Below are 25237 nucleotides of genomic sequence, written 5' to 3'. Positions count from 1 at the left end.
CCATCTGATTCGAGGGATGTCAATATAGAAGCATGTCGAATCAAGCGCTCCAGGTGCTCGGCCAGGACGGCGTGGCGGGCTGCTGCCCCGGCCTGCTGACCGCGCCGCTGGCCGCCGACGAGGCGGGTGAGTTGGCGCGGGTCTTCAAGGCGCTCGGCGATCCGGTGCGGCTGCAACTGCTGTCGATGATCGCCTCGCGGGCGGGCGGTGAGGTGTGCGTGTGCGACCTGACCCCCGCGTTCGAGGTGTCGCAGCCGACGATCTCCCACCACCTCAAGCTCCTGCGCGAGGCGGGGCTGATCGAGGGGGAGCGGCGCGGCACCTGGGTGTACTACCGGCTCGTCCAGGAGACGACCGATCGGCTCGCGGCGATCCTCACCCGGTCCGGCGTCCGTTGAGCGGCGCGGCGCGGCTGTCGTTCACCGACCGGTACCTGGCGGTGTGGATCGGGCTCGCGATGGCCGCCGGTCTCGGCCTCGGACGGCTCGTCCCCGGCCTCGGCGACGCCCTGGCGAAGGTCGAGACCGGCGGGATCTCACTTCCCATCGCGCTCGGCCTGCTGGTCATGATGTATCCGGTGCTGGCGAAGGTCCGCTACGACCGGCTGGACGCGGTGACCGGCGACCGCAGGCTCATGGTGTCCTCGCTGGTGGTGAACTGGGTGGCGGGTCCGGCCGTGATGTTCGCGCTCGCCTGGCTGGCGCTGCCCGACCAGCCCGAGTACCGGACGGGGCTGATCATCGTCGGGCTGGCCCGCTGTATCGCCATGGTGATCATCTGGAACGACCTGGCCTGCGGGGACCGGGAGGCCGCCGCCGTCCTCGTCGCGCTGAACTCGGTGTTCCAGGTGCTCGCGTTCGGCCTGCTCGGCTGGTTCTACCTCGATCTCCTGCCCGGCTGGCTCGGCCTCGGCGACGGGGCGGCGCTCGACGTCCCGGCCTGGCACATCGCCGCGAGCGTCGCGGTGTTCCTCGGCATCCCGCTCGTCGCCGGATTCCTCACGCGGCACTTCGGCGAACGGCGCCTCGGGCGTGAGGCGTACGAGACGCGGGTGCTGCCGGTGATCGGTCCGTGGGCGCTGTACGGGCTGCTGTTCACGATCGTCGTGCTGTTCGCGCTCCAGGGCGAGACGATCACCTCCCATCCGTGGGACGTCGCGCGCATCGCGCTGCCGCTGCTCGCCTACTTCGCGCTCGTCTGGTTCGGGGCGTTCGCGTTCGGCAAGGCCATCGGGCTCACCTACGAGCGGACGACCACGCTGGCGTTCACGGCGGCGGGCAACAACTTCGAACTCGCCATCGCCGTCGCCATCGCGACCTTCGGCGCCGCGTCCGGGCAGGCCCTCGCCGGAGTCGTCGGACCCCTCATCGAGGTCCCCGTGCTTGTCGGGCTGGTCTACCTCGCCCTCGCTCGCCGCGACCGTTTCGCATCCGAAGGGATCCTTTCCCATGCCACCCGGTAAGCCCAGCGTCCTGTTCGTGTGTGTCCACAACGCGGGGCGCTCCCAGATGGCCGCCGCCTTCCTCACCCGCATGGCGGGGGACGCCGTGGAGGTGCGCTCGGCGGGATCGGTCCCGGCGGAGGAGGTGAACCCGGTCGTCGTGGACGCGATGGCCGAGGTCGGCATCGACGTCTCCGCCGAGATCCCCAAGATCCTCACCGCGGACGCCGTCCGGGCCAGCGACGTGTGCGTCACCATGGGGTGCGGCGACACCTGTCCGGTCTTTCCCGGCAAGCGCTACCTCGATTGGCCTGTGGCCGACCCCGCGGGGCGGGGCATCGAGGCCGTCCGCCCCGTGCGGGACGAGATCGAGAGGCGGGTGCGGGGTCTGATCGGAGAGCTCGGCGTCCCGGAGCCCGCATGAGCCCCGGTGTCGTGCCCATGGGACGCGAGCACGCCGACGAGGTCCTGGCCGTCTACCAGACGGGGATCGACGGCGGCGACGCCACCTTCGAGACCACCGCCCCCACCTGGCAGCGGTTCGACGCGTCCCGGCTCCGCGAGCACCGCCTGGTCGCCCTCGACGGCGGACGGGTGCTCGGGTGGGCGGCGGTCAGCGCGGTCTCCGACCGGTGCGCCTACGCCGGAGTCGTCGAGCACTCCGTCTACGTCCACCCCGACGCCCAAGGACGCGGCGTGGGCCTCCTCCTTCTGCGCGCGCTGCTGGCCTCCACCGACGGCGCCGGGATCTGGACCGTCCAGTCCGGGGTCTTCCCCGAGAACGCCGCCAGCCTCGCCCTGCACGCCAAGGTCGGATTCCGCGTCATCGGCACCCGCGAGCGCATCGGCCGCCACCATGGCCGCTGGCGGGACGTCGTCCTGATCGAACGCCGCAGCCCCGTCGCCGGCCGGACATGAGGCCGGGGGGTTCCGGTGCTCCACGCCGCCTCCGGGCCGTTCGTCCGGCGGATCACCCGGCCTCGGGCGTCCTCGTGTAGCACGTGAGGACGGCGGCGCCGATCTGTTCGGACGACTCGCAGTCGAGGTACGCGGTCGGGCCGTCGGCGGGGAAGAGGCGGTCGCCGGTGCCGAGGATCGTCGGGAAGACCAGCAGGCGGTACTCGTCGACCAGGTCCGCGGCCATCAGGGCGCGGACGACGCTCAGGCTGCCGGCGACGATCACGTCGCGCTTCTCGCGCTTGACCGCGTCGATGAGGTCGCCCTCGATGAGCCGCGAGTTCTGCCAGGCGGACGCGTCGGGCAGCGAACGGGAGGCGACGAGTTTCGCGGCGGCGTTCATGCGTTGCGAGAACGGGTCGTCGCGTCCCGGCCAGAGCCGCGCGAACAGGTGCCAGGTCCTGCGTCCCAGGAGCAGGACGCCGTCGTCCAGCGTGCTTCCGAGGAGGAACTTGTCCCCGTCGGCTGTTCCCGGGCCGTGCCGGAACGCCCAGCCGCCGGTGGGTGTCCCGTCGGCGCCGTCCGGGTCGGTGACGATCCCGTCCAGGGTGGTGAACGCGATGACGATGGTGCTCACGATGGTGTCCTTCCGGTCGATGCTCGCCGTACATACCGGCGGCGTCGGCCGGACTCATCGCGTCCCGCTAGAAAATCCTCTCGGGCAGGGCGAACGCCTGGAACACGTCCGGATCGGAGAACACGACGTTGCGGGCGACCCGGCCGTCGACGACCGTGAAGACCTGCAAGGTGTGCATCCGGAGTTCGCCGTCGGGGGTCGGCGCGTATGCGGCGAGCGCCGGTTGCCCGTTGGCGGTCAGTTGCCGCATGCGCCAGCCGGGGCCCCATATCTCGAACACGCGGTCCATGAACAGGCCGTAGTCGCGGCCGCCCCGGTACCAGAGCGGCACCGGCGGCATCTCCATGACGGCGTCGTCGGTGAGGAGCCGCACCAGGCCCGGGACGTCGGCCGCCTCGAACGCCAGCACGTACCGCTGGATCACCGCCTGGACCTCGGGGTCGTCCGGCTCGGCGACCTCGTCCAGGTCGGCCGCGTCGGCGAGCGCGACGCGGGCGCGTTGCAGGGTGCTGTTGACGGCCGGGACCGTGGTCTCCAACTGCTCCGCGACCTCGGCCGCGCGGAAGTCCAGGACGTCGCGCAGGACGAGCACGGCCCGCTGGCGCGGCGGGAGCACCTGCAGCGCCGCCACCAGGGCGAGCCGCAGGTCGGCCCGCATGCCGGTGTCGAAGCGCGCGTCGGGGAACGGCTGGAGCCAGGGGATGTCGAGCGCCGGTGTGAGGGCCGCCCCGGGATCATCGCTCGGCGCCCCGAGCCCGGACGGCAGCGGGCGCCGTCTCCGTCCCTCCAGCGCCGTCAGGCACGCGTTGGTCGCGATCCGGTACAACCAGGTGCGGACGGAGGCGCGCGCCGCGTCGTACCGGTCGCGGGCCTTCCACGCCCGCAGCATCGTCTCCTGGACGATGTCCTCCGCCTCGTGGAAGGAGCCCGTCATCCGGTAGCAGTGCGCGACCAGCTCGCCCCGGTAGGGCTCGAAATCCATTCCCCCATCATGGCCCACGGCGGAGTCGCGTCGCAGGTGAGGGACGTCGGCCCGGCCCGTCCGGCTTCCGCCTTCCCTGCGGTGGGCGAATGTGCTTCGCTTGGACGAGGGTCGGCGCCGCCGGAATCGGGGGTCGTTCACCGTCCCGGCAGAGAACGGTCGCATTCCGAGGGTGGTATCTCGAATTGACGAGGCACGACGGCTCACGCACCGCCAACGCCCTGCCTCCCACCGCACAGTTCGCCGCGCTGGAGCCGATCTGGGCCGGAATCAGCTCGACCGTTCAGCTTCGGGCCCTGCTCGTGTTCGGGGCGCTCTTCAACGAGCGCGTCTACGTGCATGACACCCAACTCGTCGACAATCCGCGGGTCGTGGGCGACTTCGGCAGGTTCGATCTGCGGGAGAGCAACTTCTACCGGCTGCTCCGCGAACTCATCGCGGCGGGCGTCGTGGTGGTCGGCCTCCGGGAGCACAACTACCTCACCGAAGAGGACCGGCTGGACCCGTGCAATTCCCTGACCGAGGTCCTGGACAGCTGGAAGCGCAACAGGCCGGACGGCAAGGGCTGGGTCATCTCCCCGGTCTCCGACGCGCGCGGCAGGATGCTGGAGGAACTCGACGGGGTCATCTCCGCCGACGGCGCCGTCGTCGCCCGCTACGAATACATGCGGACCAAGAACGAGTTCATCCGCCAGGTGCGGGACGCGGCGAACTCATCGGACTCGGTGCTGGCCGGGCTTCTGGCGCGGCAGCCGATCGAGTTGCGGCGGCGCTACGACGAGATCATCTCCAGGCCGTGGTTCTCGCATACGCCGATCTTCGCTCTCCTGCACGATTCCGGGCTCCCGGTCAGCAGCCCGCTGATCCAGATCCATGGCCTGTTCGACGAGACCGCGCACGCGAACGCGTTCAACGCGCGGGTCCTCGGGTCGGACTGGGATTCCGAACAGGGCGCGGGGCTCGCCGAGGCCGTTCTCGCCAATGGCGGGCTCGCCCAGGAGCAGGCCGATCCCCGGGTGGAGGCGGGCGAGTTGATGGAGGCGGCCTATCGCATGGTCGAAGGGCCGCCGCCCGACCTTCTCGCCATGCTCCGCCTCGACGAGATCCTGGAACTGCGCGAGAAGGCCAGGGAGCTCTTCGAGATCCAGTCCTACCTCGAAGTCCCCGACGCCCGGCATGTGGACGACGCGCTGGGCACCGCCCTGGCCGACTGCGCCGCCGACTACTGGCAGAACATCTGCGAGCACATCCGGACGACGCGCCCGCACCTGACCGTGCGCTCCACCAGGCTCGGCATCTTCCTCCGCCGGAAGATGCCGAAGATGGCGCGGATGGCCGAACGGTTCGCCTCGACCGGGCTGTCGACGCTGACCGAGGTGGCGATCAGTTCGGTGCCGTTCGTCGGGAGCGGGCTGAGCGAGGAGACCAAGCGCGGGATGCTCCAGCGCGTGAACCTCGAATTCGTGTTCTTCGCGGAGTCGGAGCGTATGCGGGAGTTGAAGAACTACTATCCGCACCGGGGCTGGATATCGTCCGACACGCGAGCCATCGAGGGCCCGTGAGCGCACCGGGGTTCGCGTGCTCCGCCGCCTGTCTCCGGAGGTGCTGATGGCCGCGGCGCCTTCGCTCGTGGAGTGCGACGGGCTCACCTGGACGGTCCGGCCCGGAAGCGGCGACCGCATCGGCCCCGGCCCCCACGAGCAGGACATCTGGCGGCTCCTCCGGTCGTTCGCCGAGCCCGGCTCGGTGTTCATCGACGCGGGCGCCCACGTCGGCCATTTCGCCCTCCGGATGGCCGGCGCGTTCGCGACGGTCGTCGCGATCGAGCCGAACCCGGACGCCCTGCGCACGTTGCGTGCGAATATCCGGCTCAACGGGATCGGCAATATCGACGTTCGCCCCTTGGCGGTCTACGAGACCCGAACGACGGTCCGGCTCTGGGACCCGTTCAACATGCCCGCCGGCGCCTGTACGCGGTCGCTGGCCACCGGTGAACCCGCACGCCCGCCCGCGGACTGCAAGATCTCCGCGTTGTACAACGGCGGAGACGGATACGGCGCGTTTCTCGGTGAGGTGGAGGCGGTTCCGATCGACCTCATCGCGTCCGGGGTCAACGGACCGATCGGGTTCATCAAGATCGACATCGAGGGCCACGAGGGAAAGGCGCTCGCGGGCGCGGCGGCGACGGTACGCGAGCACCGTCCGGCGCTGCTCATCGAGATGCACGACCCGATGTACGGCGCGCACATCAAGGACGAGGTCGCCCGGGAACTCGCGCGGCACGGCTACACGTGGCGGGAGTTCTCGCTCTACCAGCGCTCGAAGCTGACGGACTCGGACATGTGCCCCTACATCTACGCCGAGCCGGTCGGCGCGGGGCGCGCACAGGAGTTCCTCGACTTCGCCGAGCACGTCAACAAGGACGCCGCCTCACGCTGGGTGACGACGCCGTGAGACGGCCAGGACGATGATGCTCATCTCGTCTTGGCGAAGCCAGCACAATGCGTCGAAGTCACCGATCGTCGTGGTGAGCAGCCCCGCCTCCTTGTCGATCGTGCGGAGGGCCCCGGAGTCGACGTCCGTCGAGAGGTATTCCAGCGAGTTGAGAACGAACTCGGCGGAGCCCGGATCGTCGCGGTGAATGGCGCGGACGGTCTGCACCGCCGAGGCCGCGAGGAGGATCTCGTGGTATCCGCTCATCGCGCGAGTTCACGGCGCAGGTCGTTCAGCCGCGTCGTTTCCATTCCCGCTTCAAGCTCGGCGATGAGCCGCGCTCCGAGCAGGCGGTCGGCGGCGTCCTCCGCCGCGCTCAGCGCGTCCGCTCCGGCAGCGGCCACCTCGGGGGAGACGACGGCGGCCAGTACGTGCCCGCCGTCCTCCAGCAGGACTATCTCTCCCGATGCCGCGTGGTCGACGGCTTTCTGGACCTCGGCGGCGGTGGTGGGAATCCGCAGCGTCCGGTTCATCATTGTCGGGTGGCTCCATTCGCGGACCGCGAAACCTTCGGCTCAACGTTCACCCTGATGCCGTCCACGTTAACACCCCAGGTCAGAACCCAACCGGTGGCTTTTGATGATCAATATGGCCGGTCTCGACCCCGGGCCGCGCGGTACGGTGATGATCATGAGCACCGGAGCTTCCTCACTGGACGGACGGCGTTTCCGGGCCGTCCAGGACACCGTCGGCGGCGAGGTCGGCACCGAGACCGAGTTCACCTACCACGAGCACGACGGCGAGGTCTGGGCCGAGTACGGGGGCGGCGGAGTCCGGCGCGGATTCCTGGTGGGGACGCGCGAGGGCGACCGCCTCGACTTCCGCTACAGCCAGCTCAACACGGCGGGCGAGACGTCCAGCGGCCACTGCGTCACGGTGGTCACCACGCTCCCGGACGGACGGATCCGTCTCGACGAGACCTGGGAATGGGAGTCGCGTCCCGGCTCCGGCACGAGCGCCATCGAGGAACCGCCCCACGCCGACCGGGCCACCCGCGCCGAATGACACCCGTCAGGACGCCCCCGCCGAGCGGGGACGTCCTGCCCAGCGCGGCCCTCTAGGCGAGGGCGGCGGCGTCCTGCCCGGCGAACAGCTCGATCAGGGCCTCCACGTCGTGGTCGGCCTCGGTCGGATGCCGGAAGGGTCGGTGGGCGTTGACGGTGTAGCTGTTGCGGCGCCCGACCCGGGTGCGGGTGATGTACCCCGACTCCTCCAGGTCGCTGATGATGAGCTGCGCCGCGCGCTCGGTGATCCCGATCTCGTGCGCGACGTCCCGCACGCGCGCGTCGGGATCGCGGGCCAGCTGGATCAGCACCCGCGCGTGGTTGGTCAGGAACGTCCATGGCTTGGCGTTCGTCCGGCTCGGTGTCGTCTCCATCCGCTCACCCCTCGTCCGTTGCGCATCCTCGCGCCTCCGAGGGGGCAGCGGGGGGATGCTCCCCGGCGGGCGCGAGGTGTGGGTCAGGGTCATTGTACGAGATAGATTTGCCGAATAAGATTTCAGGTAATATCTTTGCCGTGTTCGCCGCCGTCCGTGCCAGTGACCGCTGGGAGGTCCCGTGCTAGTGCGTTCCAACGAGCCGCAGCTCGCATGTTCCGCCCCGCCCCCGACGGGGGCGTCGATCGATGGTCCTGCTCGTCCTGGACGGGGGGAGTTGAGGATGGAGACCCGCTCCTACGGCCGCTACACCGTCCTGACCCTGACGGGACGCCTGGTGGCGGACACGGTGGTCGCCGCCGAGGCGCGCATCCTGACGACGATCGTCCTCGCGGAGCCGCCGCTCTCCCTCGTGCTGGACCTCTCGAAGCTGGACGCGGTCGACTTCCACGGCGCCCACCTGCTGAACAAGGCCCAGTTCGCCGTCCGCGCCGCACGCGGCTCCCTGCACCTCATCGCGCCCGCCGAGGCGCCCGCCCGCGGCGCGCTGAGCCGCTACCTGCTGGGGTCCACGGTGGAGCGGCGGGAGGACCTCAAGCCCCTGACCGGCTGAGACGCGCCCCGGTACAGGCTGCTGTACCGCACTTCGGCCCGCTGGCCGGATCGTCCGGCGGGCCGCGGGTCCCTAGCGTCGGGACGAACGATCATCCCGACGCGCGGGGGCCGAGCGAGACCTCCTCGGCTCCCGCCTCCCAGGAGGACCCGTGAAGTCCAGACCGATCGGCTTTTCCAGACCCGCCGGAGGGGCGGCTCGTCCCCTCCGGCTGGTCATGGCCGTGCTCGCCGCGACGCTGCTGTGGTTCGGCGTGGCCGCGCCGGCCGCGCCGGCCTCGCCCGGCCCGTCCCCCATGATCATCGGTGGTTCGGACGCGACCGAGCCCTACTCGTTCATGGCCTCCATCCAGAACGCGGGCGGCCACTTCTGCGGGGGCAGCCTGATCACCGGAGACTGGGTGGTCACGGCGCGGCACTGCGTCGAGGGCAAGAACCCCGCCGATCTTCAGTTGCGCATCGGAAGCCTCCGCAAGGACCAGGGTGGAACGGTCCGCGGGGTCGAGCGCCTCGTCACCCACCCCGAGAGCGACACCGCGACCCACGACATCGCGCTGGTCAGGCTCGACCAGCCGGTCACGGGCGCGCCGGTGCCGGTGGACGTCCGGCAGCCCGCCGGCACCCCGACCCGGCTGCTGGGATGGGGCTGCACCGAGCCCGGCCAGACGTGCGGCGAGGAGAGCACCCCGACGGTGCTCCAGCAACTCGACTCGGCCGTGCGCGAGTTGTCCGCCTGCACCAACGAGGTGACGCCCCTCGACCCGGCCTCCGAGGTCTGCACCGGCAACCCCGAGACCCGCGCCGGCGCCTGCTTCGGCGACTCCGGCGGCCCGCTGCTCCGCCGGGAGGGCACCGGCTGGAAGCTCATCGGCGCGTTCAGCCGCGTCGAGATCAAGCCCCCGGACCCGGGCCAGCCCAGCGAGCCCCCGAACTGCCGCAGCGGAATGGGCATCTACACCGACGTCCCCGCCCACCAGGAATGGATCGACGGCGTCATCGCCTCCACGTCCTGAACCACCACGTCCTGAACCACCATGTCCTGAACCACCACGTCCCGGCGCGACGCCACTTCGCGCCGGGGCGTGCGCACGTGTCGGAGGCACGGCATAGCGTTGCGGCATGGAGGAATATGCGGTGCCTGTTCTGCCCAGTCGGGATCTGGCGGAGACGCTGGAGTTCTATACGCGGCTGGGATTCGAGACGCGGGGGTCGTGGCCGGACGCCGGCTACCTCATCGTGGCGCGCGGGACCGTGACGCTGCATTTCTGGCACCATCCCGAGGTCGATCCATTGACCACCGCCGGCGCCTGCTACGTGTACGTCGATGACGCGGACGCCCTTCATCGGGAGTGGGACGGGATCGGCGTCCCCGGCGAGGTGGCCACCGGCAGCCGGCTCGTCCCGCCGCGGGACACCGACTACGGGATGCGCGAGTTCGCGCTCGTGGACCGCAGCGGCAACCTGCTGCGCGTCGGCAGTTCCGCGGCCGCCGGGGCACGAGGTTGATGGCGTGTGTTGACGCAGGTCAAGCCTGGTGCGAGCGTGGGAGGTGATGGTGAAAAGGGGGGACCATCATGTTGGAGATCAAGAGCATCGACAAGCCCGACGAGCGGCGCGACTTCCCGAAGGGGCATCTGGAGGTCCTCCAGATGACCGGGCTGGTGTTCGCGCGGGCCACGTTCGAGCCCGGCTGGCGCTGGACGGAGTCGCTCAGGGACATCGCGGGCACCGAGCTGTGCGAGGTGCACCACAACGGCTACATCGTGCAGGGCAGGCTCCGGGTGCGCATGCGCGACGGCGGTGAGCAGGAGGGCGGTCCCGGTGACGCGTTCGTGGTCACACCCGGGCACGACGCCTGGGTCGTCGGCGACGAGGCATGCGTCGTGTTCGACTTCGCCGGGGGCATGGACGAGTACGCCAAGGCCGGCTGAGCGCGGGGCTCCCGGAGCGCCGGGAGCCCCGGACCCGACTACTTGAGCGTGAGGCTCTGCGACTGGAGCGCCTCGTCCAACGGCTGGAAGTACGACTGGTAGTTGGCGCGGCAGGCGCCGGTGGTGCCGCCGGAGACGATCCCGACGGCGACGGTGCCGGCCTGCAGCGAGCCGCCGCTGTCGCCCGGCTGGGTGCAGGCGGTGGTCTCGACCAGGCCGGAGACCGTGCCCTCCTGGTAGTTGACCGTGCGGTCATAACCGCGGATCGTCCCGGTGGTGGTGCCGGTCGTCGAGCCCTTCTTCTGGATCTGGGAGCCGACCGCCGGACGTCCGACCGAGGTGAGCTGGGCGTTGTCGTTCTGGAGCGACCCGTTGGTCACCCGGATCGTGCCGTAGTCGTCGCCCGGGAAGCTGCCGGCCTCCCGGGTGCCGAGGGTCTGGCCGTCCTTGGTCGTCCAGTTCGGGCTGATCCTCGTGCAGTGCCCGGCGGTGACGACGAACTCCGCGCCGCCGCCGACGGCGATCGCCGACACCGAGCAGCGCGAGCCGCCGGTGAGGATCGCGTCGCCGGGCCCGACCATCGGACGCGGCGCCGCCGCCACCCGCCGGACCCGGACGAGATCGCCCATCGCCCTCGCGCGCTTGACGAACGCCTTCGTCGCGGCGTCGTCGTCGGCGCGGGGCACGTCGACCACGACGCTGTTGGAGACGACGTCCACGCCCCAGGCCAACCCTGTCGTACCCGGCGTCCCGGCGAGCCGGTCGAGCCTGGCCTTCGCGCCGGTCAGCGGCCGGATGCCGTGGGCGACGACGCGCGCCCGCGCTCCGGCGCCGGTGACCTGCCGCGCGGCGGCCGCGTCGGTCACGTTGACGACGAGGTCGCCCGCGCCGTCGAGGTAGGAGCCCGCCTGCCGGTCGCCCAGCCGGCCGGTCAGCCGGTCGGCGAGCGCGGTCTGCCGGATCTGGACGTCCTGTGTCGACTGGGCCGTCGCCTGAACGGTCCCGAACGCCGGGAGCGTGATCAAAGCCGCGGTGCTCAGCAGGGGGATCGTCGCGCATTTGAGGCGCATTCCACGGTTCACCTTCGTCCACCTTTCGCCGCCGGTCGGGCCGCTGGCGCTCCGGCGGCAGTTCGGGGGTTGCGGGGGGCGCCCGACCGCGAGAACCCGCTGGTACGGGGCTCGTGGCCGGCCGTCGTGTGACAGGAAGGTACTTCGCGGAGTTGTCGGTAACCAGATTCCAGCCGCAACTGAAATTTCAGTACACGCTGAATATCAATCAACCACCGGGAGATCATCACGAGGCGCATTGAAATGCCGTCGTACGGCGGTATCCGTCGCGCGGGGTGCGGTGGTGGATCTTGGTGAAATGTCCTCCCGGGGCGGGGTGATCCCGTATAGCCTTGCCGCATGACGATCGCCAGTGCCGTGCTGGAGAGGATTCCCGAGCAGGTGCGGCCGATCATCATCAGGCAGCGGGTGCTGCTCAAGTTCGGGATGACCGGCGGCCTCTGCTACGCCGTCACCACCGCCATTTACTATGCGCTCAAATTCACCCTCTTGCAGAGCAAGCCGGTGACGGCGCTTCTGGTCGCCACGGCGGCGGCGACCGCGCTCTCCTATGTGCTGCAAAGGCGGTGGGCGTTTCGCGTCACCAACGGTCGGCGCCGGTCCAGTGAGATTCTGCTGTTCGTGCTGATCAACGCCATTTCCATGGGGATCAACGCGATCCCGCTCTACGCGGCCCGGTACTGGTTCGGTCTGGCGGAGCCGCACGTGAGCCAGCGGGTGCAGGAGTTCTCCGACTTCTTCAGCGGGATGATTCTCGGCACCCTGCTGGCGATGCTGTTCCGGTGGTGGGCCTACCGCAGTTTCGTGTTCTCCAGCCGGAACCTCGCGGGTGAGCAGGTGGAACGGCGGTCGGGGCGGTAGCTTCTAAGGATGAGCGATCGGCCCACACTCGATGAGATCCGGCGCGCGCCCAAGGTGCTGCTGCACGACCATCTGGACGGCGGGGTCCGTCCGGCGACCATCGTGGACCTCGCGCGCGAGAGCGGGTACGGGGCGCTGCCCAGCGGCGACGCGGACAACCTGCGGCTCTGGTTCGAGGAGGCCGCCGACTCGGGGTCGCTGGAGCGGTATCTGGAGACGTTCGACCACACGGTCGGGGTGATGCAGTCGGCGGAGGCGCTCACGCGGGTGGCCTACGAGTGCGCCGAGGACCTGGCCGAGGACGGGATCGTCTACGCGGAGGTCCGGTACGCGCCCGAGCAGCACGTCACCGAGGGGCTGACGCTGGAGCAGGTCGTCGAGGCCGTCCTGGACGGGTTCGCGCGGGCGCGGGCCGACCACGGGATCCGGGTCGGGGCGCTGGTCACGGCGATGCGGCACCAGGCGCGGAGCAAGGAGATCGCGGAGTTGGCCGTCCGGTACCGGGACGCTGGCGTGGTCGGGTTCGACATCGCGGGCGCGGAGGCGGGGTACCCGCCGACCCGCCACCTGGACGCGTTCGAGTACCTCCAGCGGGAGAACGCGCACTTCACGATCCACGCGGGCGAGGGGTTCGGGCTGCCCTCGATCTGGCAGGCGATCCAGTGGTGCGGCGCCGACCGGCTCGGGCACGGCGTGCGGATCATCGACGACATCGACGTGACCGGCGGGGAGCCGAGGCTCGGACGGCTCGCCGACTACGTGCGCGACAAGCGGATCCCGCTGGAGATGTGCCCGACGTCCAACATCCAGACCGGCGCCGCGAAGTCGATCGCGGAGCACCCGATCGGGCTGCTGCGGCGGCTGAGCTTCCGCGTCACGGTGAACACCGACAACCGGCTGATGAGCGGGACGTCGCTGTCGGAGGAGTTCGCGAAGCTCACCGAGGCGTTCGGGTACGGGTGGGACGACCTCCAGTGGTTCACGGTGAACGCGATGAAGTCGGCGTTCGCGCCGTTCACCGAGCGGCTCGAACTGATCAACGGGGTGATCAAGCCGGGGTTCGCGCAGCTGAAGTGGAGCCGCCCGCCCGCGTGATCAGGACGTCCGCCAGCGGCCCGTGCCGGTGGCGGGCTCGGTCAGGTGCTCCATGAGCGTCCGCAGCCGCGTCCAGGCCGCGGTGTCGTCGCCGCCCGCCAGCGGGAACCACAGGCCGGGCGAGGCGGCGTCGCCGATCCGGCGGCCGGTCGCCTCGGCCGAGAGCGCGTGCTCGATCCCGATCTCCGCGACGCCCTCCGGGCCGATGCCCATGGCCAGCGGGGACGGGACGCCGATCGCGCGGCTCGGGTAGGTGAGGTCGCGCAGCGCGGGCGTCCACTGGACGTTGAGGGTCCGCAGGACGCCCGTCCGCGTGTACCGGTCCGCGAGGTCCTCCAGTTCCTCCAGCGGCGGCTCGCGGTCGGCGGGGCAGGCGAGCGCGAACGTGATCGACTCCTTCACCCCCGAGGTCACGCGGGAGACCTGCACGGTCCCGCCGAAGGGCGGCACGTCCCCGCCGTGCGGGCCCATGAACACCAGCAGCGTCGAGGCGGGGGAGCGGCGGCGGCACAGGTCGGTCAGCTCCGGCGGCGACCACCGCGACAGCGCGGGTTCGGCCGTCCCCCAGCAGCGGGGCGCGGTTCCGGCGAGGGCGCGGGCGAGGTCCTCGATCACGCCGCCGAGCAGCAGGCCCGAGGTGGCGTCGTGGACGACGTTCAGGCTCACGACGAGGTGGTGGCCGAGGTCGTCGTCCGGAACCTCCCGCAGGAACGTCTCGGACGGCCCTTCCTTCGCCTTCTCCGACACGACGAACGCGGCGCCGTCCCACTCAAGGGGGAAGCCGGTGAAGCCGTCGTAGTAGCCCTCGTCCGGTTCCTGGACGACCCACCGCGCCTGCCGGGTGCCGAGCATCATCCGCAGGGGCAGGGTGATCCGGGCGTCGTGCGGCGTGAGGATCTGGAACGCCTGGTCGACGCGCGCGCACTTCTCCATCGCGTCGGTCAGCCAGGACGAGAGCGGCACGAGCGGGCGGTCCTGGATGGCGACGGCGCTCCGCGTCGTGACGATGTCGAGCGCCGCATGCGTGTTCGTCGTGGTCACGGTGCCTCCTCGGGGGCGTTCGGCGGCCAGACGGCGCCGCCCAGCCGCTCCACCATCGCGTCGGCGAACCGGTGCGCGATGCCGGGCGCCCTCGGGTCACCGCCCGAGGCGCGCACCTCCACCCACCAGTAGGGGACGGTCAGACCCGCGTCCACGGCGCCGCCGAGGACGCGGCCGACCTCGCCCTCGACGTCCACGCGCTGCGCCGACTCGATGCTGACCAATGGCGATCCCTCGTCGTCGCGGAGCAGGATGAGGGCGCCGTCGCCGCCGCCGCGCACCCGCAGGGTCTCGCCCGCCGCCACCATGCTGTCGATGATCGCCCGCACGTCGGGCGCCCGCTGCGTCAGCACCACCATGTCGTAGGTCATCGGGCCTCCTCGCGCACCGGGGCCTCGGCCAGCGCGGTCTGGACGAGCCGCGCGCTCTCGCCCCGCCGGATCCACTGCGCCCGCCCCGGCGGCAGCGACTCGGCGTAGACGCGCGGGAACAGCTGCCCCTCCGACCGGTCCCCGGACATCACCAGCGCGCCCGTGCCGCTCTCCCGCACCGCCTGGAGGAGCGGGTCGTAGAGGCCGCGGGAGGATCCGGCGACGCGGCGGGCCACGACGAAGTGCAGGCCGATGTCGCGGCCGCTCGCGACGAACGGCACGAACGGGGCGAGCGGCTGCTGGCCCGCCGTGGTCAGCAGGTCGTAGTCGTCGGCGAGCACGACGATCCGCGGGCCCTTCACCCCGGCGCCCTCGGGGACGGCGGACGGGTCGTCCGGCATGCGCTCCTGCAACTCCTTGGCGACGCCGCCCGCGAGCCCGGCGCAGATCCTCGGCGTCGGCGCGTAGCCGCCGATGTAGGGCTCAGGCGCCACGTCGCGCAGCGAGCGGCGCGGGTCCATCACCGCGAACACCACCTGCTCGGGCGTGTACCGGGCGGTGAGCTGCTGGACGATCAGCCGCAGCAGGTTGGACTTCCCGGAGCCGCCGTCGCCGAGCACGACGAGGTTCTGGTCGACGTCGAACAGGTCGAGCAGCAGCGGCTCCAGCGCGCGCTCCTCCACCCCGAGCGGCACCAGCCGGGGCTCGCGCTCCGGATCGGGCAGCTCGGACGCCGCGAGCCGGTGCGGCAGCACCCGCACGGGCGGGGTGGACTCGCCCGTCCAGGCGTTGCGGACGGCCCCGACCGCCGACTCGGCGGCGGTGCCCAGCTCGGTCGGGTCGGGCACGGCGCCGAGCGCGGGCACGGCGACATGGCCGAACAGCCCGGCGTCGGTGAGCGCGCGTCCCGGCAGCTCGGCGCTGATCGTCTCGGCGAGCTTGCGGCTGACCGTGGAGTCGGAGGGGTCGTTGAGCCGCAGCTCGACGCGCTGCCCGAACGTGGACTGCGCGGCGATCCGCACGTCGTTCCACCGCAGCATCCCCGCGACGATGTGGATGCCGTAGCCGCCGCCGCGCTGGAGCAGGTCGGAGACCATGTCGTCGATCTCCTCGAAGTCGTTCCTGATGGCGCCGAACCCGTCCACGACCAAGACGACGTCCGCGCACGGCAGTTCCGGAACGCTCCCGGCCGCGTGCATCTGCCGCAGCCGCTGGACACCGTCGATGCCGTGCTGCCGGAACACCTCCATGCGGTGCTCCAGCATCCCGTGGACCTCCTCGACGGTCCGGCGGATCCGCTCCAGGTCGGTGCGTCCCGCGACGCCGCCCACGTTCGGCAGCCCGGACAGCACCTGGAGGCCGCCGCCGACCAGGTCGAGCCCGTACACCGCGACCTGGCGCGGCGTGTGCGTCAGCGCCAGCGACAGCACGAACGTGCGCAGCAGCGTGGTCTTGCCGGTCTGCGGCCCGCCGATGATCGCGACATGCCCGCCCGCCGCCGTCAGGTCGAGGTTCCACACGCCCTGCCACTGGCGGCGCGCGTCGTCCAGCAGGCCGATCGGCACCCGCAGCGGCCCCCCGCCGGCGGGCAGCCGCATGCCCTGCTCGGTGATCCGGACGGGACCGGTCACCGCGTCCAGCGTGGCCATGGACGGCAGCGGCGGCAGCCAGATCATCGGCACCGGGCGGCCGTGCCGGGCGAGCTGGCCGACCAGCACGTCGAGCATCGTGGGGCCGGTGGTCCGCTCCGGCAGCTCGGCCTCGCCGTCGTCCGCGCCCCGCCCCGGGCCGTCCAGCGGACCGGCCAGGTTGTAGGCGGTGAACGGGCGCACCGGAAGCCGGTCGGCGCCCTCGGCCGGCGCCGCCACCGCGCCCCGGTAGGGGCCCGACACGTAGCCGCCCTTGAACCGCAGGTAGATGCTGGTGTCGACCTTGAGGTAGCCGAAGCCCGGCAGCGCCGGGAGGTGGAACGCGTCGGGGGAGTCCAGGACCGTGCGGCTCTCCTCCTCGGAGAACGTCCGCAGCCCGATCCGGTACGACAGGTAGGTCTCCAGGCCGCGCAGCTTGCCGCTCTCGATGCGCTGGCTGGACAGCAGCAGGTGGACGCCGATGCTGCGGCCGATCCGGCCGATCGACAGGAACAGCTCGATGAAGTCCGGGCGCGCGGTGAGCAGCTCGCCGAACTCGTCGATGATCACGAGCAGGTGCGGCAGCGGCGGCAGGTCGGGCCGCTGCCCGCGCTGGTGGTTGTAGTCGCCGATGTTGGCGATGTTGCCCGCGTCGCGCAGCACCTGCTGCCGCCGCTGCACCTCGCCCGACAGGCTCGCGTACACCCGCTCGATCAGCCCGGCGTCGTCCTCCAGGTTGGTGATGACGCCCGCGACGTGCGGCAGGCCGTCGAAGGGCGCGAACGTCGCGCCGCCCTTGTAGTCGACCAGCACCATGCTCGCCTGCTCGGGTCCGTGCGTGGCCGCGAGCGCGAGCACCAGCGTCCGCAGCAGCTCGCTCTTGCCCGATCCGGTCGCGCCGACGCACAGCCCGTGCGGGCCCATGCCGAGGCTGGCCGCCTCCTTCAGGTCGAGGATCACCGGGCGGCCCGCGTCGTCCAGCCCGACCGGGACGCGCAGGAACGCGCGCTCGCCGCGCGGCGCCCACAGCCGCGCGACGTCGAGGTCGCCGGGGTCCGTCACGCCCAGCAGCCCGGCGAAGTCGACCTCGCCGCCCTGCCCGGCGGTCTCGTCCACCGACTCGCGGGACAGCCGCATCGGCGCGACCATCCGGACCAGGCCCTCCAGCATCGCGGCCGGGACGTCGTCGAGCGTGCCGCTCATCTCCACCGGCTCGGGGCCGCGCAGGTCCTCGACGCGGACCCGGTCGCCCTCGACCGTGATCCGCACGCCGACGTCGCCGGGCTCGTGCGTCCGGTCCGACAGCAGGTGGACGACCGTCGCGGCCAGGTCGGCGACCGGGACGCTCTCGTCCGGCCGGACGAGGTCGGCGGCCACCTCGCCGTGCGTGTCCTGGAACACCACCAGCCGCCGCAGCATCCTGAACGAGTCGCGCCGCCCGAGCCCGCGCCGCACCTCGGCGGCGTAGTCGCTGCGCCGCCGCAGCTCGTCGGCCAGCAGCGCCGCCAGCCTCAGCGGGGACGAGGCGATCAGCCGGATCGGCACGCCGCCGTCCCGCCGGTGCTGGTCGTGCACGTGCGGCAGCCACTTGAGCCAGTCCCAGTCGGGCGAGGCGCCGCCGTAGGCCGCGCCGATCGCGACGTCCTCGGGGGCGTGGAAGGCGACGAGCTGGACGGCCATCGCGCGCACCAGCCGCAGCACGTCCGGGCGGCTGCCGATCACGCTGACGTCGCCCGCCATGTCCAGCGGCAGCGTGAGCGGCATGTCCGGCGCGGTGCGGAAGCGCTCGATCACCGCCCGCGCCTCCGACGACATGAACGGGTCGGTCGGGTTGAGCGCGGTGCCCTGCTCGCCCAGCTCAAGCGAGTGGCCGGGCATCAGGCCGGTGCCGACCCTGACCCGCAGGAAGTCGTCGTGCGTGCGGCGCCGCTCCCACAGCCGGGACGGGTCGCGGACGACGTCGTACAGCGCCTCGGGCGGCGGGTCGAGCACCCGGGCCAGCGTCCGGTGCTCCCGCTCCTCCGCCGACAGCTCCTCCCGCAGCTCCTCCAGGAACTCCAGGTAGCGCTCGCGCTGGTTCTTGCGCTGCCGGGTGACCTGGCCCTTGCGCGACAGCAGCAGCGCGCCGCCGCCGAGCACCGCCACGACCAGCAGCACCGCGCCGAACGCCATGAACGCGGGGTTCCGCATGACGGTCATGATGGTGAGCGAGCCCATCATGCCGACCATCGGCAGGATCGTCATGAGCTGGTTGCCGGTCCCGCCCGCCTCGGGGAGAGTGGGAGGGGCCTCGACCTGCCGGGGTTCGGAGTCGGTCCTCGGGTAGACGGTCCGCGCGGGCCGGTGCACCAACCGGGTCGTCACGCCTGCCACCCCTCTTACGTCGAGCGATCCCCGTCCACCCTAATGTCGGACGGGGCGAACGGTACGAAGATCAACTTATCGGGAGTCGGGGATGGAGTTGTTCGAGGTGTCGGCGGACGTGCACGCCCTCATCGAGGACCTGCTGCCCGTCGTCAACCCGGCCGCCCGGTTCGAACCCGCGCTGGCGCAGGTCGTGCTGCCGGTCGGACGGTTCGAGCCCAGCGCCACCACCTGGACGATCCTGGAGCGCTGCGCGCGGGCCGACCGCGTCGCCTGGCCCCGGCTCGTGGAGGAGTGGCTGATCCATGTGAGCGACCGCGCGGCGATGGCGATCGGCGACATCGAGCTGCTGGGGGACGTCCGCAAACGCCTGCGGATCCGCATGGTGCCCAAGCTCACCGAGTCCGAGCGGCAGGGCCTGGCGATCGTCTCCGCCGGGAGGCACTTCGATGCCATGATCATGATCGACCATCCCCGGTACGGCGGGCCGCTCACCCTGGCCAGGGCCTCGCTGCTCGGCCTCACCGACCTCGGCGGGCTCGCCGTGCCGAACACCTACCAGGTGGAGTTGGCGGACGTCGACGTCCACGACCAGCCGCTCACGCTGACCGAGTCGATCCGCGTGATCCACAAGCCGGGCAGCCGGTACGTCTCGGCGCTGGTCGCCGAGCTGCACCACTTCCTCACCGACGCCGGGAGGCCCGGGGCGCTGGTCGCCGTTCCGACGCACAGCACGATCCTCGCGTATCCGATCGTCTCGGAGGCCATGGGCGCGGTTCTCGGCCCGTTCCGGGAGCTGGCGAAGGAGATGTACGCCGCGTCCGACGACCCCACGTCGCCGGACGTGTTCTGGTGGCGCCGCGAGCACGCGCTCGTCAAGCTCGACCCGGACGCGGGCGTCCCGCGGGACCCGTCGCCGCCCGCGCCCAAGCGCCGGTCGCGGCTGCGGTTCAGGCGGTGAGGGCCAGCCGGAGCGCCTCGGCGGCGATGGCGATCGCGGTCAGGCGGGTGGCGTAGGCGAGCCGCCCGTGGTCGAGCGTCGTCCCGACGGCCAGTTGCCGGTCGAAGCCCAGCCGGATCGTGGTCACACCGACCTCGGCGAGGATTCCGGCGGCGCGGTCGACGTCCACGGTCCCCGCCTTGTGCGGGGTGTGCGAGGTGAACACGACCAGGGTGCGCGGGAGCAGCGCCCGCAGGTCGCCCGAGCCCATCCAGTCCAGGACGCGCCCGACGGCGGCCGCGCCGTCCACGGTGGCGGGCGCGACGAGGATCTGCGCGTGGGCGGCGGCGAGGACGGCCCGGTGCAGCGGGGTCCGCGTGCCCGCGCCGTTGTCGGCGACCGTGATCCCGAAGAACCGGCTGAGCTGGACGCCCGCGGACCGGTAGAGCCTCGCGTCGACGAGGCCGCGGCCCGCGCCCACCGTCCCGTAGGTGGTCGGCAGCGCCCACAGCCGCTCGCCCAGCGGCACCAGGAGTTCCCGGACCTGCTCGAACGAGGCGGTGCTCAGGTCGGCGCCGGTGATGTCGGCGACCGGATGCTCGTTGCGGACGCCCAGCCGGAGCGGCAGCGAGCCCATCTCGGGGTCGAGGTCCAGCGCGAGGACCCGGTCGTCGCGGTGGTGCGCGAACGCCGTCGTGACCAGCGCCGACACCGTGCTCTTGCCCGAGCCCTCCCGGACTCCCAGCACCGCGATCCGCCTGCCGGTGGTCACCGGGTGCGCGATCCACCGGCCGTGCTCGGTGACCACGCGCACGTCGTCGGCGGACCGGAACGGGTGCAGCGCGCCCCGGACGACGCGCCGCATGACCGAGTCGCCGTGCACCGGCCCCTGGACGAGCGCCTCCGGTGCCGTGGGCACGACGGGCGGCACCACCGGGGGCGGCGCGGGGCGGGGCGGTGCGGGAGGGGGCGGTGCGGGAGGGGGCGGTGCGGGAGGGGGCGGCGGCGCGGCGTCCACCCGGGGCGGCGGCTGGTCGGGGCGGGTGACCGAGAGGTCGGCCGGCTGACCGAACGCGGGGGGCGGCGCCGGGGGCGCGGGCGGTGGCGCGGGCGGTGGGGAGGGGGTCCGCCGGTGCAGCGTGGGGGCGTCGACGACCGTCAGGTCAAGGTCGGGCGGAGGCGCGTCCCCGTCCTGGTCAGCCACCCGACTCCTCTCAGAAGGTCTCCAGGAGCCGTTCGAAGGTTCCGAAGGTGCCGACGGCGACCGGGACGATGGCCACCACCGCGACCCCCTCGACCCGGTTCATGATCCGGCGCAGCCGCGCGCGCACGTGCTCGGGCTGCTCGGAGGTGAGCACCGCGACCGGGATCGACAGCCCCAGCAGGAGCATACCCAGCACGGGCGCGATGCCCCAGGAGACGTGGTGCGTCCACTGGAAGGCGAGCGCGACGACGATCGCGAGGCCCGAGGCGAACAGCGCGCTCTTCTGCAGGATCAGCGGGAACATCCGGGCGCGGCTGCTCACCACGACGGCGAGCAGGCCCGCGAGCCCGGCCGTCCACGGGTCGAAGTCGGCGGCGGCGCCGATCCCGGCGACGGCGGCGGCCAGCGCCACCGACAGGGTCGCGACGACCATGCTGCGGTGCGCGCCGTCCAGGGCCCGCATGACGTCGCCGCGCGCGACGACGCCGCCGGCGCCGCGCCGGTCGTCCAGCGAGGTCAGCCCGGACAGCGACAGCGCCACCCGCAGCAGCATGCTGAGCAGGACGACGCAGGCCAGCGCGAGGACGGCGCCGACGCGCCCGCCGTCCAGGCCGAAGCCGGCGCCGATCATCCCGGCGGCCGTCAGCGCGGCGGCCAGCCCGCCGCCGACGAGCCCGCCCCGGCCGAGCGGCGAGCCGAGCCCGAGGAGGAGGACGACCCCGGCGGCGATCAGCCCGAAGCCGCCCCAGCGCGTCCAGTCCTCCCAGCCGTGGAGGTCGGCGGCGCGCCAGAGCGCGGGCGCGGCGGTGGCGCCCCCGGCGAGGACCATCGCCGTGCCGAGGCGCTCCTGCCCGATGAGCCCGAACACCAGGCCGCCGAGCGCCAGGAACGCCGCGACCCCGCCGACGGCGGCGGGTCCCGCGTCGCCGTCGAGCCGTTCGAGGACGGCGATCCCGATCGCGAGCGCCAGCCCGATGAGCGCGCCGGTCGCGTTCCAGCGGACCGCCGCCGGGCTCCAGCGCCACAGTCGCCCGTCGAGCGTGTCGCCGACGACCTCCGGCACCTCGTGGACGACGGGCGCGGGAATCGGCTCGTCGGCCAGCACGAGCCGCAGGACGGCGCCGTCCGGAACCCGCCGCTCGGCGAGCGACGCGCCGGGGTTGAGCACCTCCCCGGCGGCGGTGACGAGGTGCCGGAGCCGGGGCGGGTTCTGCGGCGGGTCGCCGAGCAGTTCGAGCACCTCGGGCATCAGCGCGCCGATCGGCTCCTGGGCGGGGAGCACCATGTCCACCTTGCGGTGCTCACCGACAAGTGTGACCCGGCTCCACGCGGACATCGCACCCCTCCGTCATCGATCCGTCCGGCGAGAACGGACGGTTGATCCTGCCAGGCCCCGGTCTATCGCGGTATGGCCGTGCCGGAGACCCGCTCAAGGTAGCCGTTGCGCAGCAGCCAGCGGATCGTGGCCAGCGCGGGCGGCCGGGGGAACAGGCCCGCGTTCACGGTGAACCGGACGCCGCCGCCCGGGCTGCGCGCCGTCGGCGCCGACACCGAGGCCGCGACCGCGAACGGCCGGACCACGCGGTAGCGCTGGTAGTTCGACGGGACGCCGGGGATCGTGCCCACGCGCGCCGCCGGCGGAAGGCCGCGCTGCGCGAATGACGTCCCGAACGGGAACAGCAGCGAGCCGCTCTCCTGACCGAACTGGTCCACGAACCGGCCCTGGGCCAGCGCGTAGGTGACGGCCGCGCCGCCGCCGATGCTCATCTTGGAGCGGACGTCGGCCGCCAGCGCGACCCCCTGCCGCACCGCGTCCCGCTCGGTCTGCGGCGTGAGGGCGTGCGGCGGCGTCTCCTTGACGACCAGCTCCCCGTAGAGCCAGCGGCTGGCCTCGTCCTCGGTGGGGAACTCGGCGGCGACGGTGCCCTGCTCGTACTCGACGATCCCGCCGGTGAAGCCGTCCTTGCTCCGCGCGACCATGTAGTAGCTGGACGTCCGGGACGGCGCCGGACGCGCCTGCCCCGGCAGGACGTAGAGCGTGCTCGGCACGCCCGCCGAGCCGAGCGCGGCCCGCAACTGCCCGAAGTTGACCTGCGCGCCGACCCAGTCGGCCGGGACCGGCGCCGTCGCGCCGGCGGGCGCGAGGGCCTCCTGCGCCTTCGCCCGCTCCTGCTCGTCGAGGCGCGACCGCAGGAACGACCAGCCGACCGTCCCCGCGCACAGCACCGCCGCGACGCACAGCCCGGCGAGGATCTTCCCGACGTTCTCGTCGAAGGTGCGGCGCGTCCGCTGCGGCCCGAACAGCAGCGCGTCCCGGAGCCGCCGGCGCCGCACCGCCACCGACTCCAGCAGTTGGGTGTCGTAGTCGCGTGCCAGCGCGCGCCCCCCTCCAACCTCCCGGCACCGCTGCGCGCGGCACCGCCTGGCTCACCGGCTCGCGGCGGAAGGGACGCCCCGATACGGGACGTCCCTTCCGCCACCTGCCGGTCCTCGGTCCTTGCGACGGGCCGGGCTCAGATCGCCTGGACGGCGGCGCTGGCCTTGCTCAGCGCGGTCTGGGCGTGCTCGTCGTTGCTCTCCAGCGTCGCCTTGACGAGGCGGATGATCTCACGCACCTCGTTGGCGGCGGTGTGCCACTTGACCTCCTTGGCGTGGTACTCGTGGTCCACGCCGGTGGCCTCGAAGTCGGCCATGGCGGTCTTGACGTCGGTGTCGCGCGTGCCGATCAGCGCCTCAAGGCGCGACACGATCGTCTGGATGTTGGCCTGGGCCTCGCCGGAGGCCCCGGTGTCGTAGCTGCGGCGCCCGTTGGCTCCCACGTTGGTGTCCCTTCTCGTCCTGGTCGTGGCCGTCGCCTGCCGGGGGCAGGGTCAGGCGGTCCGGAACTTGGCGCCGTCGAAGTTGGCCGAGGCCATCTGCCGGCCCGCCTCTTCGGCCATCTGCTGGTCACCGGTGGAGAACGCCTTCTCCATCCCGATCTGACCGGTGTTCACGCTGTTCAGACCGACCTTCAGGTCGGCGGTGATCTGGTCGGAGCGGGCCTTGAAGCTGTCGAAGGCGGCCTTGCCCGCGCCGTTGAACTTGCCCGACAGCGGCTCCGCGGCCGCGATCAGCTGCTTGACCAGCCCTGCCAGTTCCTCGCCCGAGGTCCCGGTGTTCCTGGCCAGGGTGACCAGCGTCTCCTGCCCGTGGTCCCAACGTCCCATGGTGTCTCACCTGCCAGTTTGGTCGCCGTGCGCCGACGCTCCGATGAAGTGGATCTTCGACGATAGTTCGTCCGGACCCCCGGCGCCACCGGCCCGAATGAGAACCGGTGTCTCCTCAGAGTAGGACGCGGGAATGACGAGGGTGGTTCCTTATCGATGTGCGCCCACACACGTCCTAAGTGGCTTTACATGGGTCCGGCCCCAAGGTCATCATGAGGAACCGGCATGGCGGGCTTGACAGGAAGTCGGTAGGACGCCGGCAGGGTGTTCGGCAGGAAAAGCATCTCCCCCCGGAGCAGCGAGAGTCATGAAGTTCGAGGTCGTGGAGCCCCCCGAGGCGCCCAGGTCCGAGGTCGTGCACGAGTCTCCCGAGATCGCACCCGCCGTCGCCGTGGACGCCGAGGACGCGGTCGCGGGGCTGGCCGCGGCGACCGAGCGGCTGAGCGCCGACGTGGCCGCCGAGTCCGAGCGGATCGACGCCTCGCTCGCCGAACTCGCGCAGGTCATCGCGCGGAGTTCGGCGCCATCGGATGGCGAGGCCGGGCCGCCCGACAATTTCCGGGCCGATCGGTTCAGGTCCGCCGGGGGCGAGGAAAGGGAACGGGGCGCATGACTGCTTACGACATCGACGGACCCGGGGTGGGCGGCGTCGTGGGGAAGATCGGCGGCTATGTCGCCGGTGAGGGTGGAAAAGGCGAGGGTGGCCTGGTCAAACAGCTCTCGGACTTCGGCAAGCACGTCAGCGAGGCGGGGTCGGCGGCGGCCAGCCAGCCGATCGGGACCGCGCTGAAGGAGTACGTGGAGCACACCACGCCCGGCCTCAAGGGCATGGTCACCAAGACGGCGGCCTGCATCGAGGGCGCGGTGAAGGCGGTCAAGGCCTACAACCAGGCCGACTACGAGATGGTCCAGGAGGCCCAGAAGGGGGCGGCCGAGGCGCCTGCCCCTAAGATCGGTAAGTAGTCTGACATGATGTGACTTATCTCACATAGTCTTGCGCGCCTCGACGTCCATCCAAGACGTCGTGATGGCCTTGAGGGTCGGCGCGTGCGGGACCGGTGTGCGAGGGCCGGTTCCATGTTTCGG

30 protein-coding genes are annotated in these 25237 nt (G+C 71.9%); 16 read left to right on the top strand and 14 right to left on the bottom strand.

The window, feature by feature from the left end; genetic code table 11:
• Positions 1 to 32 precede the first annotated feature (32 nt).
• The 4 genes from GNZ18_RS28140 to GNZ18_RS28125 are packed head-to-tail and all read left to right on the top strand — an operon-like array spanning position 33 to position 2359.
• Positions 33 to 398 (top strand): ArsR/SmtB family transcription factor, encoded by a 366-nt coding sequence (locus GNZ18_RS28140; RefSeq protein ID WP_156219576.1) that lies wholly within the window; start codon positions 33 to 35, stop codon positions 396 to 398.
• The gene (arsB, locus tag GNZ18_RS28135; RefSeq protein ID WP_281378165.1) at positions 395 to 1462 is read left to right on the top strand and encodes an ACR3 family arsenite efflux transporter; all 1068 of its coding nucleotides are present in this window, start codon (positions 395 to 397) and stop codon (positions 1460 to 1462) included. Before GNZ18_RS28140 ends, arsB begins: the two co-directional genes overlap by 4 nt.
• Positions 1449 to 1865, top strand: coding sequence for an arsenate reductase ArsC (locus tag GNZ18_RS28130; RefSeq protein WP_156219575.1), 417 nt, complete (start codon positions 1449 to 1451; stop codon positions 1863 to 1865). The genes arsB and GNZ18_RS28130 overlap by 14 nt, the downstream gene beginning before the upstream one ends.
• Positions 1862 to 2359 carry a GNAT family N-acetyltransferase gene (locus GNZ18_RS28125; protein ID WP_156219574.1) on the top strand — a complete coding sequence of 166 codons (498 nt, stop codon included), beginning with the start codon at positions 1862 to 1864 and terminating at the stop codon, positions 2357 to 2359. The genes GNZ18_RS28130 and GNZ18_RS28125 overlap by 4 nt, the downstream gene beginning before the upstream one ends.
• 52 nt (positions 2360 to 2411) lie before the next feature.
• Here the strand turns inward: GNZ18_RS28125 and GNZ18_RS28120 are convergent, their stop codons facing one another.
• Positions 2412 to 2975, bottom strand: a complete 564-nt coding sequence (locus GNZ18_RS28120; RefSeq protein ID WP_216651470.1) for a dihydrofolate reductase family protein — start codon at positions 2973 to 2975, stop codon at positions 2412 to 2414.
• Between the two features lie 67 nt (positions 2976 to 3042).
• Positions 3043 to 3957, bottom strand: a complete 915-nt coding sequence (locus GNZ18_RS28115; RefSeq protein WP_156219573.1) for a sigma-70 family RNA polymerase sigma factor — start codon at positions 3955 to 3957, stop codon at positions 3043 to 3045.
• Positions 3958 to 4142: 185 nt separating this feature from the next.
• Between GNZ18_RS28115 and GNZ18_RS40920 the strand changes: the two genes are divergently transcribed.
• Together GNZ18_RS40920 and GNZ18_RS28105 are read left to right on the top strand one after the other, a co-directional pair.
• A complete protein-coding gene (locus tag GNZ18_RS40920) occupies positions 4143 to 5519 on the top strand; it encodes a hypothetical protein (protein WP_173390904.1) in 1377 nt (458 codons plus the stop codon).
• Between the two features lie 46 nt (positions 5520 to 5565).
• Positions 5566 to 6411 (top strand): FkbM family methyltransferase, encoded by an 846-nt coding sequence (locus GNZ18_RS28105; RefSeq protein ID WP_156219572.1) that lies wholly within the window; start codon positions 5566 to 5568, stop codon positions 6409 to 6411.
• On the opposite strand, the gene GNZ18_RS28100 is transcribed toward GNZ18_RS28105, so the two are convergent.
• Complete coding sequence (locus GNZ18_RS28100) at positions 6388 to 6657, bottom strand: hypothetical protein (RefSeq protein ID WP_156219571.1); 270 nt, start codon at positions 6655 to 6657, stop codon at positions 6388 to 6390. The two genes, GNZ18_RS28105 and GNZ18_RS28100, sit on opposite strands and share 24 nt — an antisense overlap.
• Positions 6654 to 6926, bottom strand: coding sequence for a hypothetical protein (locus GNZ18_RS28095; RefSeq protein WP_156219570.1), 273 nt, complete (start codon positions 6924 to 6926; stop codon positions 6654 to 6656). Before GNZ18_RS28095 ends, GNZ18_RS28100 begins: the two co-directional genes overlap by 4 nt.
• Positions 6927 to 7080: 154 nt before the next feature.
• On the opposite strand from GNZ18_RS28095, the gene GNZ18_RS28090 reads away from it, so the two are divergent.
• The gene (locus GNZ18_RS28090; RefSeq protein WP_214618335.1) at positions 7081 to 7455 is read left to right on the top strand and encodes an avidin-fold protein; all 375 of its coding nucleotides are present in this window, start codon (positions 7081 to 7083) and stop codon (positions 7453 to 7455) included.
• A 52-nt stretch (positions 7456 to 7507) separates the two neighbouring features.
• Here GNZ18_RS28090 and GNZ18_RS28085 read toward each other — a convergent pair whose 3' ends face one another.
• Positions 7508 to 7828 carry a helix-turn-helix transcriptional regulator gene (locus tag GNZ18_RS28085; RefSeq protein ID WP_156219569.1) on the bottom strand — a complete coding sequence of 107 codons (321 nt, stop codon included), beginning with the start codon at positions 7826 to 7828 and terminating at the stop codon, positions 7508 to 7510.
• Positions 7829 to 8111: 283 nt separating this feature from the next.
• Between GNZ18_RS28085 and GNZ18_RS28080 the strand changes: the two genes are divergently transcribed.
• The 4 genes from GNZ18_RS28080 to GNZ18_RS28065 all read left to right on the top strand — a co-directional run bounded on the left by GNZ18_RS28080 (position 8112) and on the right by GNZ18_RS28065 (position 10371).
• On the top strand, positions 8112 to 8441 hold the full coding sequence (locus GNZ18_RS28080) for an STAS domain-containing protein (protein WP_156219568.1): 330 nt from the start codon (positions 8112 to 8114) through the stop codon (positions 8439 to 8441).
• Between the two features lie 151 nt (positions 8442 to 8592).
• Positions 8593 to 9453, top strand: coding sequence for a S1 family peptidase (locus GNZ18_RS28075; protein ID WP_216651469.1), 861 nt, complete (start codon positions 8593 to 8595; stop codon positions 9451 to 9453).
• Between the two features lie 121 nt (positions 9454 to 9574).
• Entirely contained in the window at positions 9575 to 9946 is a 372-nt protein-coding gene (locus tag GNZ18_RS28070) for a bleomycin resistance protein (RefSeq protein ID WP_308166094.1), read from the top strand.
• A gap of 68 nt (positions 9947 to 10014) precedes the next feature.
• Positions 10015 to 10371 carry a cupin domain-containing protein gene (locus GNZ18_RS28065; RefSeq protein ID WP_156219566.1) on the top strand — a complete coding sequence of 119 codons (357 nt, stop codon included), beginning with the start codon at positions 10015 to 10017 and terminating at the stop codon, positions 10369 to 10371.
• Positions 10372 to 10409: 38 nt separating this feature from the next.
• On the opposite strand, the gene GNZ18_RS28060 is transcribed toward GNZ18_RS28065, so the two are convergent.
• On the bottom strand, positions 10410 to 11453 hold the full coding sequence (locus GNZ18_RS28060) for a S1 family peptidase (RefSeq protein ID WP_156219565.1): 1044 nt from the start codon (positions 11451 to 11453) through the stop codon (positions 10410 to 10412).
• A gap of 327 nt (positions 11454 to 11780) precedes the next feature.
• Between GNZ18_RS28060 and GNZ18_RS28055 the strand changes: the two genes are divergently transcribed.
• Positions 11781 to 12302, top strand: a complete 522-nt coding sequence (locus tag GNZ18_RS28055) for a GtrA family protein (RefSeq protein ID WP_156219564.1) — start codon at positions 11781 to 11783, stop codon at positions 12300 to 12302.
• Positions 12303 to 12311: 9 nt separating this feature from the next.
• Positions 12312 to 13397 carry an adenosine deaminase gene (locus GNZ18_RS28050; RefSeq protein ID WP_156219563.1) on the top strand — a complete coding sequence of 362 codons (1086 nt, stop codon included), beginning with the start codon at positions 12312 to 12314 and terminating at the stop codon, positions 13395 to 13397.
• Here GNZ18_RS28050 and GNZ18_RS28045 read toward each other — a convergent pair whose 3' ends face one another.
• Genes GNZ18_RS28045 through eccCa form a run of 3 tightly spaced genes read right to left on the bottom strand, consistent with a single transcriptional unit; the run spans position 13398 to position 18801 of the window.
• Positions 13398 to 14438, bottom strand: coding sequence for a DUF6177 family protein (locus tag GNZ18_RS28045; RefSeq protein WP_156219562.1), 1041 nt, complete (start codon positions 14436 to 14438; stop codon positions 13398 to 13400). It lies immediately after the preceding gene.
• The gene (locus GNZ18_RS28040; protein ID WP_156219561.1) at positions 14435 to 14809 is read right to left on the bottom strand and encodes a hypothetical protein; all 375 of its coding nucleotides are present in this window, start codon (positions 14807 to 14809) and stop codon (positions 14435 to 14437) included. Before GNZ18_RS28040 ends, GNZ18_RS28045 begins: the two co-directional genes overlap by 4 nt.
• The gene (gene eccCa / locus GNZ18_RS28035; RefSeq protein ID WP_312874793.1) at positions 14806 to 18801 is read right to left on the bottom strand and encodes a type VII secretion protein EccCa; all 3996 of its coding nucleotides are present in this window, start codon (positions 18799 to 18801) and stop codon (positions 14806 to 14808) included. Before eccCa ends, GNZ18_RS28040 begins: the two co-directional genes overlap by 4 nt.
• 91 nt (positions 18802 to 18892) lie before the next feature.
• Between eccCa and GNZ18_RS28030 the strand changes: the two genes are divergently transcribed.
• On the top strand, positions 18893 to 19762 hold the full coding sequence (locus GNZ18_RS28030; RefSeq protein WP_156219560.1) for a hypothetical protein: 870 nt from the start codon (positions 18893 to 18895) through the stop codon (positions 19760 to 19762).
• On the opposite strand, the gene GNZ18_RS28025 is transcribed toward GNZ18_RS28030, so the two are convergent.
• From GNZ18_RS28025 to GNZ18_RS28005, 5 genes are all read right to left on the bottom strand, one after another.
• Entirely contained in the window at positions 19752 to 20945 is a 1194-nt protein-coding gene (locus GNZ18_RS28025) for a nucleotide-binding protein (protein ID WP_156219559.1), read from the bottom strand. The genes GNZ18_RS28030 and GNZ18_RS28025 overlap by 11 nt on opposite strands.
• Before the next feature lie 10 nt (positions 20946 to 20955).
• A complete protein-coding gene (locus GNZ18_RS28020; protein ID WP_156219558.1) occupies positions 20956 to 22281 on the bottom strand; it encodes an EsaB/YukD family protein in 1326 nt (441 codons plus the stop codon).
• 62 nt (positions 22282 to 22343) lie between these two features.
• A complete protein-coding gene (locus GNZ18_RS28015; RefSeq protein WP_312874792.1) occupies positions 22344 to 23285 on the bottom strand; it encodes a TNT domain-containing protein in 942 nt (313 codons plus the stop codon).
• A 173-nt stretch (positions 23286 to 23458) separates the two neighbouring features.
• Positions 23459 to 23764: a pore-forming ESAT-6 family protein gene (locus GNZ18_RS28010; RefSeq protein WP_214618343.1), complete on the bottom strand. Its 306-nt coding sequence runs from the start codon at positions 23762 to 23764 to the stop codon at positions 23459 to 23461.
• Between the two features lie 51 nt (positions 23765 to 23815).
• Positions 23816 to 24151 carry a hypothetical protein gene (locus tag GNZ18_RS28005; RefSeq protein ID WP_156219556.1) on the bottom strand — a complete coding sequence of 112 codons (336 nt, stop codon included), beginning with the start codon at positions 24149 to 24151 and terminating at the stop codon, positions 23816 to 23818.
• 307 nt (positions 24152 to 24458) lie between these two features.
• On the opposite strand from GNZ18_RS28005, the gene GNZ18_RS28000 reads away from it, so the two are divergent.
• Both GNZ18_RS28000 and GNZ18_RS27995 read left to right on the top strand, forming a co-directional pair.
• Positions 24459 to 24764: a hypothetical protein gene (locus GNZ18_RS28000; protein WP_156219555.1), complete on the top strand. Its 306-nt coding sequence runs from the start codon at positions 24459 to 24461 to the stop codon at positions 24762 to 24764.
• A complete protein-coding gene (locus GNZ18_RS27995) occupies positions 24761 to 25114 on the top strand; it encodes a DUF6507 family protein (RefSeq protein WP_156219554.1) in 354 nt (117 codons plus the stop codon). The genes GNZ18_RS28000 and GNZ18_RS27995 overlap by 4 nt, the downstream gene beginning before the upstream one ends.
• The last annotated feature ends 123 nt before the right edge of the window (positions 25115 to 25237 follow it).

The sequence above is a fragment of the Actinomadura litoris genome (genome assembly GCF_009733595.1).
In the GTDB taxonomy this organism is placed as follows: Bacteria; Actinomycetota; Actinomycetes; order Streptosporangiales; family Streptosporangiaceae; genus Spirillospora; species Spirillospora litoris.
Note: the sequence above shows the minus strand (reverse complement) of the source record. Positions and strands in the feature narration are given on the sequence as shown.

Bases quoted from the DNA above. Each gene is read 5' to 3' on its own strand.
- GNZ18_RS28085 (WP_156219569.1), bottom strand. From the start codon at position 7,828: ATGGAGACGACACCGAGCCGGACGAACGCCAAGCCATGGACGTTCCTG.
- GNZ18_RS28040 (WP_156219561.1), bottom strand. From the start codon at position 14,809: ATGACCTACGACATGGTGGTGCTGACGCAGCGGGCGCCCGACGTGCGG.
- GNZ18_RS28055 (WP_156219564.1), top strand. From the start codon at position 11,781: ATGACGATCGCCAGTGCCGTGCTGGAGAGGATTCCCGAGCAGGTGCGG.
- GNZ18_RS28105 (WP_156219572.1), top strand. From the start codon at position 5,566: ATGGCCGCGGCGCCTTCGCTCGTGGAGTGCGACGGGCTCACCTGGACG.
- GNZ18_RS27995 (WP_156219554.1), top strand. From the start codon at position 24,761: ATGACTGCTTACGACATCGACGGACCCGGGGTGGGCGGCGTCGTGGGG.
- GNZ18_RS28005 (WP_156219556.1), bottom strand. From the start codon at position 24,151: ATGGGACGTTGGGACCACGGGCAGGAGACGCTGGTCACCCTGGCCAGG.
- GNZ18_RS28050 (WP_156219563.1), top strand. From the start codon at position 12,312: ATGAGCGATCGGCCCACACTCGATGAGATCCGGCGCGCGCCCAAGGTG.
- GNZ18_RS28020 (WP_156219558.1), bottom strand. From the start codon at position 22,281: ATGTCCGCGTGGAGCCGGGTCACACTTGTCGGTGAGCACCGCAAGGTG.
- GNZ18_RS28130 (WP_156219575.1), top strand. From the start codon at position 1,449: ATGCCACCCGGTAAGCCCAGCGTCCTGTTCGTGTGTGTCCACAACGCG.
- GNZ18_RS28125 (WP_156219574.1), top strand. From the start codon at position 1,862: ATGAGCCCCGGTGTCGTGCCCATGGGACGCGAGCACGCCGACGAGGTC.
- GNZ18_RS28065 (WP_156219566.1), top strand. From the start codon at position 10,015: ATGTTGGAGATCAAGAGCATCGACAAGCCCGACGAGCGGCGCGACTTC.
- GNZ18_RS28090 (WP_214618335.1), top strand. From the start codon at position 7,081: ATGAGCACCGGAGCTTCCTCACTGGACGGACGGCGTTTCCGGGCCGTC.
- GNZ18_RS28095 (WP_156219570.1), bottom strand. From the start codon at position 6,926: ATGATGAACCGGACGCTGCGGATTCCCACCACCGCCGCCGAGGTCCAG.
- GNZ18_RS28115 (WP_156219573.1), bottom strand. From the start codon at position 3,957: ATGGATTTCGAGCCCTACCGGGGCGAGCTGGTCGCGCACTGCTACCGG.
- GNZ18_RS28100 (WP_156219571.1), bottom strand. From the start codon at position 6,657: ATGAGCGGATACCACGAGATCCTCCTCGCGGCCTCGGCGGTGCAGACC.
- GNZ18_RS28000 (WP_156219555.1), top strand. From the start codon at position 24,459: ATGAAGTTCGAGGTCGTGGAGCCCCCCGAGGCGCCCAGGTCCGAGGTC.
- GNZ18_RS28030 (WP_156219560.1), top strand. From the start codon at position 18,893: ATGGAGTTGTTCGAGGTGTCGGCGGACGTGCACGCCCTCATCGAGGAC.
- GNZ18_RS28140 (WP_156219576.1), top strand. From the start codon at position 33: ATGTCGAATCAAGCGCTCCAGGTGCTCGGCCAGGACGGCGTGGCGGGC.
- GNZ18_RS28080 (WP_156219568.1), top strand. From the start codon at position 8,112: ATGGAGACCCGCTCCTACGGCCGCTACACCGTCCTGACCCTGACGGGA.